Below are 17059 nucleotides of genomic sequence, written 5' to 3'. Positions count from 1 at the left end.
ATGGGATTGCGATCGCGATCGGCTCATTTTGGCAAAAAAGCCGCTATCGTCTCCCTTCTTTAACGCAGAAAATCGCCTCAATGCGGCACAATGGCGAAAAAAATCATCCTTGCCCCATTTCTGATAGCAGAAAAAAACGGACAAATTATTAGCGCTGGCTCGCATTTCTCCTGTTTATCGGCAATTAATGTTCCATAAAGGAACAAAAATTCTTTTCTACGTTCCGTTATGGAACACATTTTGACGGCATTTTATTTTGCGCCCGCTCAGCCAGAATCACTACATCGCCGGGCTACCCTTATAGACAGGCGACCTCTCCCTACCCTACGGAGCATAAACAATGAAAAAACTGATTAACCGTGTGGAAGATGTACTGAGTGAACAGCTTATCGGCCTGGCGAAGGCGCATCCTGAACTGACGCTGCACCAGGACCCGGTCTATGTCACCCGCGCTGATGCGCCGGTCGCCGGCAAAGTGGCGCTGCTCTCCGGCGGCGGCAGCGGACACGAACCGATGCACTGCGGCTACATCGGCCAGGGCATGCTCTCCGGCGCCTGTCCGGGGGAAATTTTCACCTCGCCGACGCCGGACAAAATGTTCGAATGCGCGATGCAGATTGACGGCGGCGAAGGCGTCCTGCTGATTATCAAAAACTATACCGGCGACATCCTGAACTTTGAGACCGCCACCGAGCTGCTGCACGAAAGCGGCGTTAAGGTCACCACCGTCGTGGTGGATGACGACGTGGCGGTAAAAGATAGCCTCTATACCGCCGGACGCCGCGGCGTCGCCAATACCGTGCTGATTGAAAAACTGGTCGGCGCCGCCGCCGAACGCGGCGACTCGCTGGAAGCCTGCGCTGAACTGGGCCGCCGTTTAAATAACCTTGGTCACTCGATTGGCATCGCGCTGGGCGCCTGCACCGTACCGGCCGCCGGACAGCCCTCCTTTACCCTGAAAGACGATGAGATGGAGTTCGGCGTCGGCATCCATGGCGAGCCGGGTATCGACCGCCGCCGCTTCAGCTCGCTCGACCAAACCGTCGATGAGATGTTCGATACCCTGCTGGAAAACGGCGCATACAGCCGCACGCTGCGCCAGTGGGATAACGTCAAGGGAGCGTGGCAGGAAGTGAAACAGAGCAAAACCGCGCTGCAAAACGGCGATCGGGTTATCGCGCTGGTCAATAACCTCGGCGCCACGCCGCTTTCTGAACTGTACGGCGTTTACAACCGCCTCGCCCAGCGCTGCGAAGCGTCCGGCATTGTGATTGAACGCAACCTCATCGGCAGCTACTGCACCTCGCTGGATATGGCGGGTTTCTCCATCACCCTGCTGAAAGCGGATGATGACACGCTGGCGTTATGGGACGCCCCGGTCCATACCCCGGCGCTGAACTGGGGAAAATAAGGAGCACGACATGTCACTGAACAGAACGCAAATCGTCGACTGGCTGTACCGCTGCGGCGACATTTTCACCAAACAGAGCGATTTTCTCACCGGCCTTGATAAAGAGATCGGCGACGCCGACCACGGCCTCAATATGCATCGCGGCTTCAGCAAAGTCGTCGAAAAGCTGCCGTCGATCGCCGATAAAGACATCGGTTTTATTCTCAAGAATACCGGGATGACGCTGCTTTCCAACGTCGGCGGCGCCAGCGGCCCGCTGTTCGGCACCTTCTTTATCCGCGCCGCCCAGGTCACCCAGGCGCATCAGAGCCTGACCCTCGACGAGCTTTATCAGATGATCCGCGAAGGCGCGGACGGCGTCGTCAACCGTGGTAAAGCGGAGCCGGGCGATAAGACGATGTGCGACGTCTGGCTGCCGGTGGTGGAATCCCTGCGTCATTCCAGCGAGCAACATCTGTCTATCCCTGCCGCGCTGGATGCCGCCTGCGAAGTGGCCGAGCGCGCCGCCCACGCCACCATCACCATGCAGGCCCGTAAAGGCCGCGCCAGCTATCTCGGCGAGCGCAGCATCGGGCATCAGGATCCCGGCGCGACCTCGGTGCTGTTTATGGTTCAGATGCTGGCTGCCGCCGCCAAAGAGTAAGGAAATCGCGATGGTAAACCTGGTTATTGTTTCTCATAGCGCCCGGCTGGGTGAAGGTGTCGGAGAACTGGCCCGGCAGATGTTAATGAACGATGGCTGTAAGCTGGCGATCGCCGCCGGGATCGACGATCCCGACAACCCAATCGGCACCGATCCGATTAAAGTTATGGAGGCGATCGAATCCGTCGCCGATACCGACCATGTACTGGTGATGATGGATATCGGCAGCGCCCTGCTCAGCGCCGAAACCGCACTCGATCTGCTCGATCCGGCGATGGCGGCAAAGGTGCGGCTGTGCGCCGCGCCGCTGGTCGAAGGGACGCTGGCGGCCACCGTCAGCGCCGCCTCCGGCGCCGGGATCGACAAGGTTATCGCCGATGCCATGAACGCCCTGGAAGCCAAGCGGGTTCAGCTGGGTTTACCTTCGCACACGCCTGACGCCGCCGCCCCAACGCTTGCTGACGACGGCGATGCTAAATCGGTTTCAGTCATTATTAACAATCACAACGGCCTGCACGTGCGTCCGGCATCAAAGCTGGTCGCCGCGCTGGCGGGTTTTCACGCCGACCTGGTGCTGGAGAAAAACGGCAAATGCGTCACCCCGGACAGTCTGAATCAAATCGCTCTGCTGCAGGTGCGCCGCCACGATAAGCTGCGCCTGCTGGCCCGCGGTCCGGACGCCGATGCGGCGCTGGCGGCGTTTCAGGCGCTAGCCGCCGATAACTTCGGCGAGTCGCCGGAGGCGCAGCCGACAGCGGAACCCGCCATACCTGCGCGTGTTGAAGGCGCGGCGCTGCTTTATCCGCTGGCGCCGATCCAACCGGCGCTCCCCGCCGCCGCCGACGTTGCTCGCGAGCAGCAGCGCCTGCGCCAGGCGATCGACCAGACGCTGGCCGATCTCAATGCGCTCACCGAGCTGGCGGAAAACAAATTTAACGCCGATATCGCGGCGATCTTCGCCGGTCATCACACCTTGCTCGACGATGAAGATCTGTTTGATGCCGCCAACGATCGCCTGCTCACCGAACAGTGCTCGGCGGAATGGGCGTGGCATCAGGTGCTGATGGAGCTCAGCCAGCAGTATCGTCAGCTGGATGACGCCTATCTGCAGGCCCGTTATATCGATGTCGACGATATTCTGCAGCGCACGCTGCGCCATCTGCAGGGTATAAAGGAGACGCTGCCATTCGCCAGTGAGCCGACGATTATTATCGCCGACAATATTTATCCCTCGACCGTACTCCAACTGGATGCCAGCAAGGTCACCGGTCTGTGCCTGCGCGACGGCAGCGAACAGGCCCACGGCGCGATTATCGCCCGCGCGGCGGGGATCGCCTGGCTATGCCAGCAGGGCGAAGCGCTGAATGATATTCAGCCTGGCGAAGCCATCACGCTTGATATGCGTCAGCAACGTCTTATTCGTCGCTAAATCCACTTTGACCGTTACCACTCCGGAGGCCCGCCTCCGGAGGGTGAGTTTTCGCTTACTGATCAGGAACCACTATGTCTCAATTCTTTTTTAACCAGCGCGTCAGCCTCGTTAACGACGTGATCGAGGGAACCATTATTGCCAGCCCGTGGAACAACCTCGCCAGGCTGGAGAGCGACCCGGCGATCCGTGTAGTGGTACGCCGCGATCTGAATAAAAACAACGTGGCGGTGATTTCCGGCGGCGGCTCCGGCCATGAACCGGCGCACGTCGGCTTTATTGGTAAAGGCATGCTGACCGCCGCGGTCTGCGGCGATCTGTTCGCCTCGCCGAGCGTCGATGCGGTACTCACCGCGATTCAGGCGGTGACCGGCGAGGCGGGCTGTCTGCTGATCGTCAAAAACTACACCGGCGATCGGCTTAACTTCGGCCTCGCGGCGGAGAAAGCGCGCCGTCTTGGCTATAACGTAGAGATGCTGATCGTCGGCGACGATATTTCGCTGCCGGATAATAAACAGCCGCGCGGCATCGCCGGGACTATTCTGGTGCATAAGGTAGCGGGCTATTTCGCCGAGCGCGGCTTCAACCTCGCCACCGTCCTGCGTGAAGCGCAATACGCCGCCAACCATACCGCCAGCATCGGGGTGGCGCTGGCCAGCTGTCACCTGCCGCAGGAAGCGGAAAGCGCGCCGCGCCATCAGCCCGGCCACGCCGAGCTGGGGATGGGCATCCACGGCGAGCCAGGAGCTTCGACGATCGCGACCCATAACAGCGCTGAAATCATGCAGATTATGGTAGAGAAGCTGACCGCCGCCCTACCTGAAACCGGCCGCCTGGCGGTGATGCTCAATAACCTCGGCGGCGTGTCGGTGGCCGAGATGGCGATTCTGACCCGCGAGCTGGCCAATACCCCACTCCATGCACGCGTTGACTGGTTGATTGGCCCGGCTTCGCTGGTAACGGCGCTGGATATGAAAGGCTTTTCGCTGACCACTATCGTGCTGGAAGAGAGCATCGAAAAGGCGCTGCTGTCGGATGTCGAAACCGCCAGTTGGCAGAAGCCGGTGCAGCCACGGGCCGTTAATATCATGCCGTCCGCGCTCGCCAGCGCACGCGTCTCCTTTACGCCATCGGCCAACCCGCAGGTTGGCGATTACGTGGCGCAGGTGACCAGCACCCTCTCCGGCCTCGAAAACCATCTCAACGCGCTTGACGCCAAAGTGGGCGACGGCGATACCGGCTCCACTTTCGCCGCTGGCGCACGTGAGATTGCCGCTCTATTGCAACGCCAGCAACTGCCGTTAAATGATTTACCCACGCTGTTCGCGCTAATTGGCGAACGCCTGACGGTAGTGATGGGCGGCTCCAGCGGCGTATTGATGTCGATTTTCTTCACCGCCGCCGGGCAGAAGCTGGAGCAAGGCGCCAGCATGGCGGAAGCGCTGAACGCCGGTCTGGGGCAGATGAAATTTTACGGCGGCGCCGATGAGGGCGACCGGACAATGATTGACGCTCTACAGCCGGCGCTGGCGGCGCTGCTGGCCGAACCGGATAATCTGCAGGCCGCTTTTGTCGCGGCGCAGGCCGGCGCGGATCGCACCTGCCAGTCGAGCAAAGCCGGCGCCGGACGCGCCTCCTATCTCAACAGCGAGAGCCTGCTCGGCAATATGGACCCCGGCGCCCACGCGGTGGCGATGGTGTTTAAGGCGCTGGCAGAACACTAAGCCTCACCCGGTGGCGCTGCGCTTACCGGGGCGACATAACACCATTGAAAGGTAGCCCGGAGAAGGCGCAACGCGCCGCCATCCGGGTTTACCACACTGCCGATTATTTGCTATGCCAGTACGCCTGCGAACGCACCAGTTGCTGATCGATACTCGGCACCTCAAAGCGCGCCAGCAGCGATTTCAGCACGCCGCCTTCTCCGGTCAGCCAGATAAAATAATCTTCTGACGGCACCTTAACCTGCGCCAGCCGCTCGGCGACGAACGCCGGGTTGTGGCCTACCACCCATTCGATATTAAAGCCGTCGAGATCCGCCAGATAATCTTTATACGAAGCATCCGCGACGGTGACGATGGCCGTCACCTGCGGCGTCACCGGCAGCTGACGTAATCCCAGCAGGCGACGGCGCAGCGCCGGCATGCCCGACTCGTCACAGACATAAAGCTGCCAGGCGTAATCTTCCGGCACCACCAGCGAGCCGCGCGGCCCGCCGATCACCAGCGTATCACCCACTTGCGCTTCCAGCGCCCAGCGGCTGGCAATACCGCCATCGTGGATATAAAAATCGTAAGCCAGCTCGTGGCGTTCGGCATCGTACAGCGGCGTGTAGTCGCGGGTCGCCGGGCGCACGCCCTCGCCCCAGTTAATGCCTTCATCGGTCACTTCCGGCGGTGTAAATACGCTGCCCGCCTGCGGGAAAAACAGTTTGGTATGGTCGTCAAAACCTTGTGAAACAAAGCCATCCAGCGCCTCGCCCCCCAGCACGATCCGCTGGAACGCCTGGCCGATACGCTCAATGCGCAGCACGGTTAATTCGCGAAAACGTAGTTCGTTACGCACGCGCTGCGGGTATTTAGTTTGATTGATTATTGTCATCCGTCATCGCCTTGGTGAAGGGTAAATAGATATATCTAAACTCAGTGCAAATGATAATGATTGCCATTAATGAAAATGGCAAGTTTTTTTTGATATAAATTACAGGAAAGCTTCATCAAAGCTAAAAACAACAATAAACCAATTAATATCAATCAATTATAAATTATACATTGTCTTTTTTTACTATTTAGATATAAATTAGATATATCAAAAATATGCAGGAGAACTGATGCGACATCATCACGAAGAAGGCCACGGCGAACAGGGCCGTCGCGGCGGCGGACGCCGCCAGCGTTTCTTTGGCCATGGCGAATTGCGCCTGGTGATCCTCGATATCCTTTCGCGCAACGCCAGCCACGGCTATGAGCTGATTAAAGAGATTGAGGCGCTGACGCAGGGCAATTACAGCCCCAGCCCCGGCGTTATCTACCCGACGCTCGACCTGCTGCAGGATCAGGGATTGATTAGCGTAGAAGAGGAAAATGGGCGTAAAAAAATCGCTATCACCGAAGAGGGACGCCGCCTGTGCGCCGAAAGCGGCGAGCAGTTAAGCCAAATTCAGACGCGCCTGCAGGAACGCATGGTCGGCTGCGAATTGCGCAAAAATCCGCAGATGAAACGCGCGCTGGAAAACTTTAAAGCGGTCCTGGACCTGAAGGTCAACCAGCAGAGCATCAGCGACGCGCAGTTGAAACAGATCATCGGCGTAATTGACCGCGCGGCGATGGAAATCTCCCAACTCGATTAACCTCTCGCACCACAATGGTTCCCAGGCTGCTCCATCACGCAGCGGCCTGCACCACCCCACGTCATACCGCTTCACACCCCAACGGCAGTTTATCTTGCAGCCTCAGGAATAAAACGTGCCAATATTTAAGTTATGAGATTAAATTTCGCACAATTGCGCCTTAACTTTGCGTTTATCCCGATTTTCATCGTCGCTGCCAGGCTGGCGTAATCCCTGCAATACTTAATTCAGTATCATGTGATACGCCCCCCCAGGAGCACATTTTGAACAGGTTACCTTCCAGCGCATCGGCTCTGGCCTGCAGCGCGCACGCACTGAATCTCATTGAGAAGCAATCGCTCTCCCATGACGAAATGAAAGCACTGAACCAGGAGGTGAGAGAATACTTTAAAGAACATGTGAACCCGGGGTTTCTGGAGTATAGAAAATCGGTCACAGCCGGCGGGGATTACGGAGCCGTAGAGTGGCAAGCGGGAGGGTTAAATACGCTTGTCGACACCCAGGGACAGGAGTTTATCGACTGCCTTGGTGGGTTTGGCATCTTCAATGTAGGGCACCGTAATCCAGTTGTGGTATCCGCCGTCGAAAATCAACTCGCGAAACAACCGCTTCACAGCCAGGAGCTGCTGGACCCGCTAAGGGCGATGCTGGCGAAAACGCTGGCGGCCTTAACGCCCGGCAAGCTCAAATACAGTTTCTTCTGCAACAGCGGCACGGAATCGGTGGAAGCGGCGCTGAAGCTGGCAAAAGCCTATCAGTCTCCGCGCGGCAAATTTACCTTCGTCGCTACCAGCGGCGCGTTCCACGGTAAATCGCTGGGCGCGCTGTCGGCCACCGCGAAATCGACCTTCCGCAAACCGTTTATGCCGCTACTGCCGGGCTTCCGTCACGTGCCGTTCGGTGATATCAACGCCATGCGTTCCATACTGAGCGAGTGCAAAAAAACCGGCGATGACGTCGCGGCGGTGATCCTTGAGCCTATCCAGGGCGAAGGCGGCGTGATCCTGCCGCCGGCGGGTTACCTACCGGCGGTCCGTAAACTGTGCGACGAGTTTGGCGCGTTGCTGATCCTCGACGAAGTACAGACCGGCATGGGCCGCACCGGCAAGATGTTCGCCTGCGAGCATGAAAACGTGCAGCCGGATATTCTGTGTCTGGCTAAAGCGCTCGGCGGCGGCGTAATGCCGATCGGCGCGACGGTAGCGACGGAAGAGGTCTTCTCGGTGCTGTTCGATAACCCATTCCTGCACACCACCACCTTCGGCGGCAACCCGCTGGCCTGCGCGGCGGCGTTGGCGACGATCAACGTCTTGCTCTCACAGAACCTGCCGGCGCAGGCTGAGCAGAAAGGCGATCTGTTGCTGGACGGCTTCCGTCAACTGGCGCGCGAATATCCGGATCTGGTGAATGAAGTCCGCGGGAAAGGCATGTTGATGGCTATTGAGTTTGTCGATAACGAGATTGGCTACAACTTTGCCAGCGAGATGTTCAGACAGCGGGTGCTGGTCGCCGGGACGTTAAACAACGCCAAGACGATCCGCGTTGAACCGCCGCTGACGCTCACCCTCGAACAGTGCGAACAGGTGCTGAAGGCGGCTCGCAAAGCGCTGGCGGCACTGCGCATTTCGGTCGAAGAGACATAATTCACACCCGACCCTCTCCCATCGGGAGAGGGTCTTTTCACGTTATACAATCCGCACGCCCGCCGGCATGACGCGTTCCGGCGTCAACAGCACGCTTTCGCTTTCATCCTCGGTTTCCGCGCATAACAGCATGCACTCAGAAGTTTCGCCACGCATTTTGGCTTTCGCCAGATTACACAGCACCACCACCGTTTTCCCCAGCAGCTCCTCTTCGCTGTAGTAGGGCACCAGGCTAGTGACCGTCTGCAGCGTGCGGTCGCCGACATCAATTCGCGCGATGTACAGTTTGTCAGCATTGTCATGGTGCTTCACCTCGACAATCTTGCCGACGCGCATCTCCAGTTTGGCAAAATCAGCGTAAGCTACAGTATCCATCTCTCACCTCCAGTAAATTTTTACTAAAAGATAGCAAGTTTTTGCCGTTCGTCTGCATAATGCTGATAATAATGCTACTTCTGTCACGCTATCGCCGGGGAAAACAGCCCTCGCGCGCAGGCGTTTTTTACTGAAATAAGGTGCAGGACGCGACGCTTGCTTTACAATAGATGGGCAAACATGGGCAACGTCCGATAAAGGAAAAAGATGGCAACGCTAAAAGACATTGCGACCGAAGCGGGTGTTTCGCTGGCGACGGTTTCCCGGGTGTTAAACGACGATCCCACCCTGAACGTGAAAGAAGAGACCAAGCATCGCATTCTCGAAATTGCGGAGAAGCTTGAATATAAAAGCAGCAGCGCGCGTAAAACGCAGGTCCTACCCGTCGGCCACCATCATATCCTGGCGCTGTACAGCTACCAGCAAGAGCTGGAAATTAACGACCCTTACTATCTCGCCATTCGCCACGGTATTGAAACCCAGTGCGAAAAGCTCGCCATCGAGCTCACCAACTGCTATCTCAATAACACCCTGCCCGAGCTGAAAAAGGTCACCGGCGTATTGATTATCGGCCAGCCGACGCGCGAGCTGCGCGAGACCGCCAGCGCGCTGACCGACAATATCTGCTTTATTGATTTCCACGAAGCCGGCAGCCCGTACGATGCGGTGGATATCGACCTGGTACGTATCGCTAAAGAGGTGGTCGACTTCTTTATCCAGCAGGGCGCGTCGCGTATTGGATTTATCGGCGGCCAGGACCAGCCCGGCAAGGCCGATATTCGCGAAGTGGCGTTTGTGGAGTACGGCCAGTTGAAGGGCGTGGTTTCAGCCGATGATATCTGGCGCGGCGGTTTTTCCAGCTCGTCGGGTTATGAGCTGGCGAAGCAGATGCTGGCGCAAGCGGAGTTTCCGCGGGCGCTGTTTGTCGCCTCGGACTCCATCGCCATCGGCGTGCTGCGCGCCATTCACGAACGCGGGCTGGCGATCCCGGAAGATATTTCGCTGATTAGCGTCAACGATATCCCCACCGCGCGCTTTACCTTCCCGCCGCTGTCGACGGTGCGGATCCACTCCGAAATGATGGGTAGTCAGGGGGTGAACCTGCTGATCGAGAAGGCCCGCGATGGCCGCGCCCTACCGCTTAACGTTTTTGTTCCCAGCGTGTTGAAGCTGCGCGGCACCACCCGTTAATCCAACCCCATCCCGGCGGCGCTGCGCTTGGCCGGGCTACCGGTCCTGGCCGGAACGCCATTCCGTAGGTCGGGTAAGGCGAAGCCGCTACCCGCATCCTGTTACCCGGCGGCGCTGCGCCTGGTCGGAACGCCATTCTGTAGGTCGGGTAAGGCGAAGCCGCTACCCGACACAAAGCGGTTCATTTTGTGATCGAGTTAAAGTAAATCATCCCTGGCGATTTTATTTAGTAAAAGTTTTACTAAAATGAGTTTTATCTTATTAAGCCGTTCAGGGAGGCGATATGAATCGCTGGGAAAACCTTCAACTCACTCATGAAAACAGGCTGCCGCCGCGGGCGTATTTCTTCTCTTACGACTCACTGGCCCAGGCGCGGACCTTCGCCCGCGAAACCAGCAGCCGCTTCCTGTCCCTCAGCGGGCAGTGGAACTTCCGCTTCTTCACCAACCCGCTGCTGGTACCGGAGAGCTTTACCTCATGCTATCAGAACGAGTGGGGGCCGATTACCGTACCGGGCATGTGGCAGATGGAAGGCCACGGCCAGCTGCAGTACACCGACGAAGGTTTCCCCTTCCCCATCGACGTGCCCTATGTCCCGACCGATAACCCGACCGGCGCCTACCAGCGCCTGTTCACCCTCGGCGACGGCTGGCAGGGCAAACAAACCATCATTAAATTCGATGGCGTCGAAACCTATTTCGAAGTCTACGTTAACGGCCAGTACATCGGCTTTAGCAAAGGCAGCCGCCTGACCGCCGAGTTCGATATCAGCGCGGCGGTGAAAACCGGCGACAACCTGCTGTGCGTGCGCGTGATGCAGTGGGCGGACTCCACCTATATTGAAGATCAGGACATGTGGTGGTCGGCGGGCATTTTCCGCGACGTCTATCTGGTGGGGAAAAATCCGCTGCACGTGCAGGATTTCACCGTGCGCACCGATTTTAACGATGACTACATCGACGCGACCCTCTCCTGCCAGCTGACGCTGGAAAACCTGGCTCCGCAGACGGCGGCGGCAACGCTGGAATATACCCTGTTCGACGGCGAAAAAGCGCTTTATTCGGGCAACGTCGGTCAACTGCAGGTCAGCCAGCAGCTAAATACCGGCTTCACAATTGATGTGAGCGCGCCGCAGCAGTGGTCGGCGGAATGCCCGTATCTCTATCATCTGGTGCTGACGTTAAAGAACGCCGCCGGCGAGGTGCTGGAAATCATTCCGCAGCGCGTCGGTTTCCGCGATATCAAAGTGCGTGACGGCTTGTTCTACATCAACAACCGCTACGTAATGCTGCACGGCGTGAACCGCCACGATAACGACCATCTGAAAGGCCGCGCGGTCGGCATGGATCGCGTGGAAAAAGATCTGCTGTTGATGAAGCAGCACAACATCAACTCGGTACGCACCGCTCACTATCCGAACGACCCGCGTTTCTATGAAATGTGCGACATCTACGGATTGTTCGTGATGGCGGAAACCGACGTGGAGTCCCACGGTTTCGCCAACGTCGGCAACCTCAGCGCCATCACCGACGACCCGGCCTGGGAACACATCTACGTTGAGCGCATCGTGCGCCACGTGCACGCGCAGAAAAACCATCCGTCGATCGTCATCTGGTCGCTGGGTAACGAATCCGGCTATGGCTGCAACATCCGCGCCATGTACCACGCCACCAAAGCGCTGGATGATACCCGGCTGGTGCACTACGAAGAGGATCGCGACGCCGAGGTGGTGGATATCATCTCCACCATGTACACCCGCGTGCCGCTGATGAACGAATTTGGCGAGCATCCGCATGAAAAACCACGCATTATCTGTGAGTACGCCCATGCGATGGGCAACGGTCCCGGCGGATTAACTGAATATCAGAATGTTTTTTACCAGCACGACTGTATCCAGGGCCACTACGTGTGGGAATGGTGCGACCACGGGATTCAGGCCAGCGACGATAACGGCGCGGTGTGGTACAAATTCGGCGGCGATTATGGCGACTACCCGAACAACTACAACTTCTGTCTCGATGGTCTGATTTTCTCCGACCAAACGCCGGGGCCGGGCCTGCGCGAATACAAGCAGGTCATCGCCCCGGTGAAAGTACAGGCACGGGATATCTGCCGCGGCGAACTGCGGGTGGAAAACAAACTGTGGTTCTCCACTCTCGATGACTACACCCTGCGCGTTGAAGTGCGCGCCGAAGGCGAAACGCTCTCGAGTCAGTTGCTGAAAGTGAAAGACCTGGCGCCGAACAGCGGCCGCGACCTGCAAATCGTCCTGCCGCAGCTCGACGAGCGTGAGGCTTTCGTCAACATCATGGTGACCAAAGATTCGCGCACTCCGTATAGCGAAGCCAATCACGATATCGCCGTCTATCAGTTCCCACTTAAAGCGCGAACCGCCGCGCGAACCCCGCTGTTAAACGCCAGCGCCACGCCGCTGCAGATTGTCGATGAACGCCTCAGCTACACCATCTGCGGCCATAACTTCCGCGTGGTGTTCAGCAAGGTTAGCGGCAAACTGAGCGAATGGCAGGTCAACGGCGTCGACCAGGTAACCCGCGAACCGAAGATCAATTTCTTCAAGCCCATGATTGATAACCATAAACAGGAATACGAAGGACTGTGGCAGCCGGCCCACCTGCAGATAATGCAGGAGCATCTGCGCGAATTCAGCGCTGAAATAGAGGGCGAAACGGTGGTCATCACCACCCGCAGCGTGATTGCGCCGCCGGTGTTCGACTTCGGTATGCGCTGTACCTATCGCTGGCAGATTACCCCGCAGGGCCACATCAACGTTGAGCTGGCCGGCGAGCGCTACGGCGACTATCCACACATTGTCCCGTGCATCGGCTTTATGCTGGGCATTAACGGTGAGTTCGACCAGGTGAACTACTACGGCCGCGGGCCGGGCGAGAACTACGCCGACAGCCAGCAAAGCAACATCATTGATATCTGGCATACCACCGTCGACGATATGTTCGTCAATTATCCATTCCCGCAGAACAACGCTAATCGTCAGCACGTGCGCTGGGCATCGTTCAGCGACCGCCACGGCAGCGGTCTGCTGGTCGTTCCGCGCAATCCGCTCAACGTCAGCGCATGGCACTTTACGGCAGAAAACCTGCACGCCGCCCAGCACTGCAACGAACTGCAGCGCAGCGATGACATCACCCTGAATATCGATGCGCAACTACTCGGCCTCGGCTCCAACTCCTGGGGCAGCGAAGTGCTGGATAGCTGGCGCGTCTGGCTCAACACCTTCAACTATGGCTTTACGCTGCTGCCGCTGGAGGGCGGATGCGGCACCTCGCAGGTACTGGCGAACCATAGCTTCGGCGCCGGTTTCTTTTCCCCCGTTGCACACAGCGAGGCTGAACAATGAGAATTCTCGATAATTTAGAACAGTTTAAGCAGGTTTATCATAGCGGCCGCAAATGGCAGCGCTGCGTGGAAGCCATCAATAACATCGACAACATCCGCCCGGGCGTGGCGCATTCCATTGGCGATTCGCTCTCCTATCGGGTGGAAACCGATAGTACGACCGACGCGCTATTTGTCGGTAACCGCCGCTACTTTGAGGTGCACTATTACCTGCAAGGGCAGCAGAAAATCGAGTTTGCCGCCAAAGAAAATCTGCAAACCGTGGCCTGCTACCGCGACGAAACCGATCGCGAGTACCTGAAAGGGATCGGTGAAACGGTGAAGGTTCACGAAGGGCAGATGGTGATTTGCGATATCGACGAAGCCTACCGCTTTATCTGCGATGCGCCGGTAAAAAAAGTGGTGCTGCGAGTCACGGTTGAAGACGGATACTTCCTCAATAAGTAAACCCGCGTTAAGCGACAAGGGAGGTCAACGGGTACGCCCGTTGGCCTTTCGGTTCCAGCCCGCTAAGACGGGTAGATGAATGATTGGAGGACGTATGTCCGAGTCTGTACGTGCCAAAATCGGCAAGTTCGCGCTGCTATCGATGGCCTTTACCGCCGTCTTTAACGTGCGAAATATCGTCAATAATAACATCGAGTTAGGTCTCAGTTCCGCGCCTATCTTCTTATTCGCCACTATCGTTTACTTTATCCCGTTCGTGTTTATCATCGCCGAATTCGTCTCGGCCAATAAACACTCCGAATCCGGGATGTACGCGTGGCTGAAGCAGCCGCTGGGTACCCGCGCCGCCTATCTTGGTTCCTTCCTCTACTGGTTTGTGAACCTGTTCTTTTTCCTCTCGCTGTTGCCGAACGTAGTGGCCTACGCCTCATACGCGATCACCGGGTACGCGATCCCCTTCTCGCCGATGGTGACCTCGCTTATCTCCATCGTGCTGTTCGCCATGGCCACCCATATATCCACCAAAGGGGCGACCTGGCTGGGTAAAATTTCCGAATGCGTGGCCTACGGCGTGTTCGCTTTGTTCGCGATTTACGTCGTCGGCGCGCTGACCGCACTGGGTTCCGGTCACGTCCCGGCGCAGCCGATTACCCTGGCGGCGATGGAGCCGACCATCAACTGGGCGACGCTCGGTATCATGTGCTGGATTTTCCAGGCCGCTGGCGGCGCGGAAACCGTTGCCGCCTACCTCAACGACACCAAGGGCGGGCAGAAATCCTTTATTAAAGTCATCATCACCGCCGGGGTGCTGATTGGCGGTATGTATGCCTTAGGTTCGCTGCTGGTTAACGTCTTTGTCGCCCGTGAAAACCTGACCTACGCCGGCGGAATGGTGGAAATCTTTACCGGTCTCGGCGCCTACTTCCACATTTCTGAAGCGCTGATGGGCCGCTTCGTCGGCATCATTCTGTTTATCGCCATCTTCGGCAGCATGATGATGTGGACCGCCGCGCCGGTCAAAATCCACTTCTCGGAAATCCCGAAAGGTATCTACGGCCAGAAAACCACCGAGTTGAACGCTCACGGCGTGCCGGTACGCGCCGCCTGGTGGCAGTTCCTGTTCGTCTTCCTGATGTTGATTGTTAACGGCTTCGGTTCCGCCAGCGTGCAGCAGATGATGAACACCGCCATTAATCTCACCGCCGGCACCGCCATGCTGCCGCCGCTGTTCATCATGGCCGCCTACTTCGTCTTCCGCTGGAAACACGATGACACGCCGCGCGACTTCCGTATGGGCTCAAGGAAAGTGGGCATGAGCGTGGTATCGATGCTGATAGTGATTTTCGTGGTTAGCATGACCGCTTCCGCCTTCCCGCCGGGCGTCGATCTGGTTAACGCTTTCTTTATCAACGTCTTTATGACCGCGGTCTTCTCCGGCCTGGCGTGGTGGTGGATCACCCGCTTTGAAAAAAAGCAGCAACGTCTGCGCGCCGCGGCGCCGGTTAACGCTGCCGCCGCCGGTAAATAACGTTCCTGTCGTCCCGTCAGCGCCTCAGCGACTGGCGGGATTTTTTTATCCCTCGCCTGATTACGTATTACTCAACCTTTTTCGTGATCGAGTTAAAGCTATTCGGTTTCTTTACTTCTATTTACTAAAACTTTTACTAAAATCGACATTAATTCTTAACTACCTCTACCCTATAAACAACACAACCCCCTTCAGCGACCCTCTGAAGGACAATGTGTGGAGATGTGTTATGTCTGATACTAAACGTAATACCATCGGCAAGTTTGGCCTGTTATCGCTGACCTTTGCCGCCGTTTACAGTTTCAATAACGTCATCAACAACAACATCGAACTGGGGCTGGCGTCGGCGCCGATGTTCTTCCTCGCTACCCTGTTCTACTTCATTCCGTTTTGCCTGATTATCGCCGAGTTCGTGTCACTGAATAAAAACTCCGAGGCCGGGGTTTACGCCTGGGTGAAGAGTTCGCTCGGCGGCCGTTGGGCGTTTATCACCGCCTATACCTACTGGTTCGTAAACCTGTTTTTCTTCACCTCGCTGCTGCCGCGCGTGATCGCCTATGCCTCTTACGCCTTCCTCGGCTACGAATACATTCTGACGCCGTTCGCCACCACCGTGTTGAGCATGGCGCTGTTCGCTTTCTCCACCTGGATCTCCACCAACGGCGCGAAAATGCTGGGGCCTATCACCTCCGTTACCTCATCGCTGATGCTGCTGCTGACGCTCTCCTATATTTTGCTGGCCGGTACCGCGCTGGTGGGCGGCGTGCAGCCAGCGGATCCGATCACCGTCGAGGCGATGATCCCTAACTTCAACTGGGCGTTCCTTGGTATTACCACGTGGATCTTTATGGCGGCGGGCGGCGCGGAATCGGTGGCGGTATACGTCAACGATGTGAAAGGCGGCTCGAAATCCTTCGTCAAAGTGATCATCCTCGCCGGGATCTTCATCGGCGTGCTGTACTCGATCTCCTCCGTGCTGATCAACGTCTTCGTCAGCAGTAAAGAGCTGAAGTTTACCGGCGGATCGGTGCAGGTGTTCCACGGCCTGGCGGCTTACTTTGGCCTGCCGGAAATTCTGATGAACCGCTTCGTCGGCCTCGTTTCGTTTACCGCGATGTTTGGCTCGCTGCTGATGTGGACCGCCACCCCGGTTAAAATTTTCTTCTCGGAAATCCCCTCCGGCATCTTTGGTAAGAAAACCGTCGAGCTCAATGAGAACGGCGTCCCGGCGCGCGCGGCCTGGATCCAGTATCTGATCGTCATTCCGCTGATGATTATCCCGACGCTGGGATCCAACACCGTGCAGGATCTGATGAACACCATCATCAACATGACCGCCGCCGCTTCCATGCTGCCGCCGCTGTTCATCATGCTGGCCTACCTCAACCTGCGCCGCAAGCTCGACCATCTGCCGCGCGATTTCCGCATGGGCTCGCGTACTACCGGCATCGTGGTGGTATCCATGCTGATTGTGATTTTCGCCATCGGTTTCGTCGCCTCAACCTTCCCAACCGGCGGCAACATCCTGACCATCATTTTCTACAACGTCGGCGGGATCGTGATTTTCCTTGGCTTCGCGTGGTGGAAATACAGCAGATACGTCAAAGGATTAACCCAGGAACAACAACAAATAGAAGCGGCTCCGGCTTCCCATACCTCTTAAATACC

General features: G+C 57.3%; 13 protein-coding genes. 11 read left to right on the top strand and 2 right to left on the bottom strand.

Annotated elements, in window-relative coordinates:
• Positions 1-340 precede the first annotated feature (340 nt).
• The 4 genes from dhaK to ABLV08_RS12670 all read left to right on the top strand — a co-directional run bounded on the left by dhaK (position 341) and on the right by ABLV08_RS12670 (position 5207).
• Positions 341-1411 (top strand): dihydroxyacetone kinase subunit DhaK, encoded by a 1071-nt coding sequence (gene dhaK, locus ABLV08_RS12685; RefSeq protein WP_020077889.1) that lies wholly within the window; start codon positions 341-343, stop codon positions 1409-1411.
• Positions 1412-1421: 10 nt separating this feature from the next.
• Complete coding sequence (dhaL, locus tag ABLV08_RS12680; RefSeq protein WP_007372179.1) at positions 1422-2054, top strand: dihydroxyacetone kinase subunit DhaL; 633 nt, start codon at positions 1422-1424, stop codon at positions 2052-2054.
• A gap of 10 nt (positions 2055-2064) precedes the next feature.
• Positions 2065-3483, top strand: coding sequence for a dihydroxyacetone kinase phosphoryl donor subunit DhaM (gene dhaM / locus ABLV08_RS12675; RefSeq protein WP_348855911.1), 1419 nt, complete (start codon positions 2065-2067; stop codon positions 3481-3483).
• A gap of 74 nt (positions 3484-3557) precedes the next feature.
• The gene (locus ABLV08_RS12670; RefSeq protein ID WP_348855910.1) at positions 3558-5207 is read left to right on the top strand and encodes a glycerone kinase; all 1650 of its coding nucleotides are present in this window, start codon (positions 3558-3560) and stop codon (positions 5205-5207) included.
• A 103-nt stretch (positions 5208-5310) separates the two neighbouring features.
• On the opposite strand, the gene ABLV08_RS12665 is transcribed toward ABLV08_RS12670, so the two are convergent.
• On the bottom strand, positions 5311-6084 hold the full coding sequence (locus tag ABLV08_RS12665) for a siderophore-interacting protein (RefSeq protein ID WP_348855909.1): 774 nt from the start codon (positions 6082-6084) through the stop codon (positions 5311-5313).
• A gap of 229 nt (positions 6085-6313) precedes the next feature.
• Between ABLV08_RS12665 and ABLV08_RS12660 the strand changes: the two genes are divergently transcribed.
• Both ABLV08_RS12660 and ygjG read left to right on the top strand, forming a co-directional pair.
• The gene (locus tag ABLV08_RS12660) at positions 6314-6832 is read left to right on the top strand and encodes a PadR family transcriptional regulator (RefSeq protein ID WP_032712554.1); all 519 of its coding nucleotides are present in this window, start codon (positions 6314-6316) and stop codon (positions 6830-6832) included.
• 263 nt (positions 6833-7095) lie between these two features.
• The gene (gene ygjG, locus ABLV08_RS12655) at positions 7096-8475 is read left to right on the top strand and encodes a putrescine aminotransferase (protein ID WP_020077886.1); all 1380 of its coding nucleotides are present in this window, start codon (positions 7096-7098) and stop codon (positions 8473-8475) included.
• Between the two features lie 42 nt (positions 8476-8517).
• Here ygjG and ABLV08_RS12650 read toward each other — a convergent pair whose 3' ends face one another.
• Complete coding sequence (locus ABLV08_RS12650) at positions 8518-8850, bottom strand: tRNA-binding protein (protein WP_348855907.1); 333 nt, start codon at positions 8848-8850, stop codon at positions 8518-8520.
• A 207-nt stretch (positions 8851-9057) separates the two neighbouring features.
• Between ABLV08_RS12650 and ebgR the strand changes: the two genes are divergently transcribed.
• The 5 genes from ebgR to ABLV08_RS12625 all read left to right on the top strand — a co-directional run bounded on the left by ebgR (position 9058) and on the right by ABLV08_RS12625 (position 17054).
• Positions 9058-10041, top strand: coding sequence for a transcriptional regulator EbgR (gene ebgR, locus ABLV08_RS12645; RefSeq protein WP_009485173.1), 984 nt, complete (start codon positions 9058-9060; stop codon positions 10039-10041).
• A 283-nt stretch (positions 10042-10324) separates the two neighbouring features.
• Positions 10325-13417, top strand: a complete 3093-nt coding sequence (gene ebgA / locus ABLV08_RS12640) for a beta-galactosidase subunit alpha (RefSeq protein WP_063421900.1) — start codon at positions 10325-10327, stop codon at positions 13415-13417.
• On the top strand, positions 13414-13863 hold the full coding sequence (locus ABLV08_RS12635) for a beta-galactosidase subunit beta (RefSeq protein ID WP_004900777.1): 450 nt from the start codon (positions 13414-13416) through the stop codon (positions 13861-13863). Before ebgA ends, ABLV08_RS12635 begins: the two co-directional genes overlap by 4 nt.
• 94 nt (positions 13864-13957) lie before the next feature.
• Complete coding sequence (locus ABLV08_RS12630) at positions 13958-15391, top strand: amino acid permease (protein WP_009485171.1); 1434 nt, start codon at positions 13958-13960, stop codon at positions 15389-15391.
• A 229-nt stretch (positions 15392-15620) separates the two neighbouring features.
• Positions 15621-17054: an amino acid permease gene (locus ABLV08_RS12625; protein WP_015369594.1), complete on the top strand. Its 1434-nt coding sequence runs from the start codon at positions 15621-15623 to the stop codon at positions 17052-17054.
• The last annotated feature ends 5 nt before the right edge of the window (positions 17055-17059 follow it).

The organism is Klebsiella sp. CN_Kp088, assembly GCF_040064335.1.
Taxonomy (GTDB): Bacteria; Pseudomonadota; Gammaproteobacteria; order Enterobacterales; family Enterobacteriaceae; genus Klebsiella; species Klebsiella aerogenes.
This window is presented reverse-complemented; position numbering and strand designations above follow the sequence as displayed.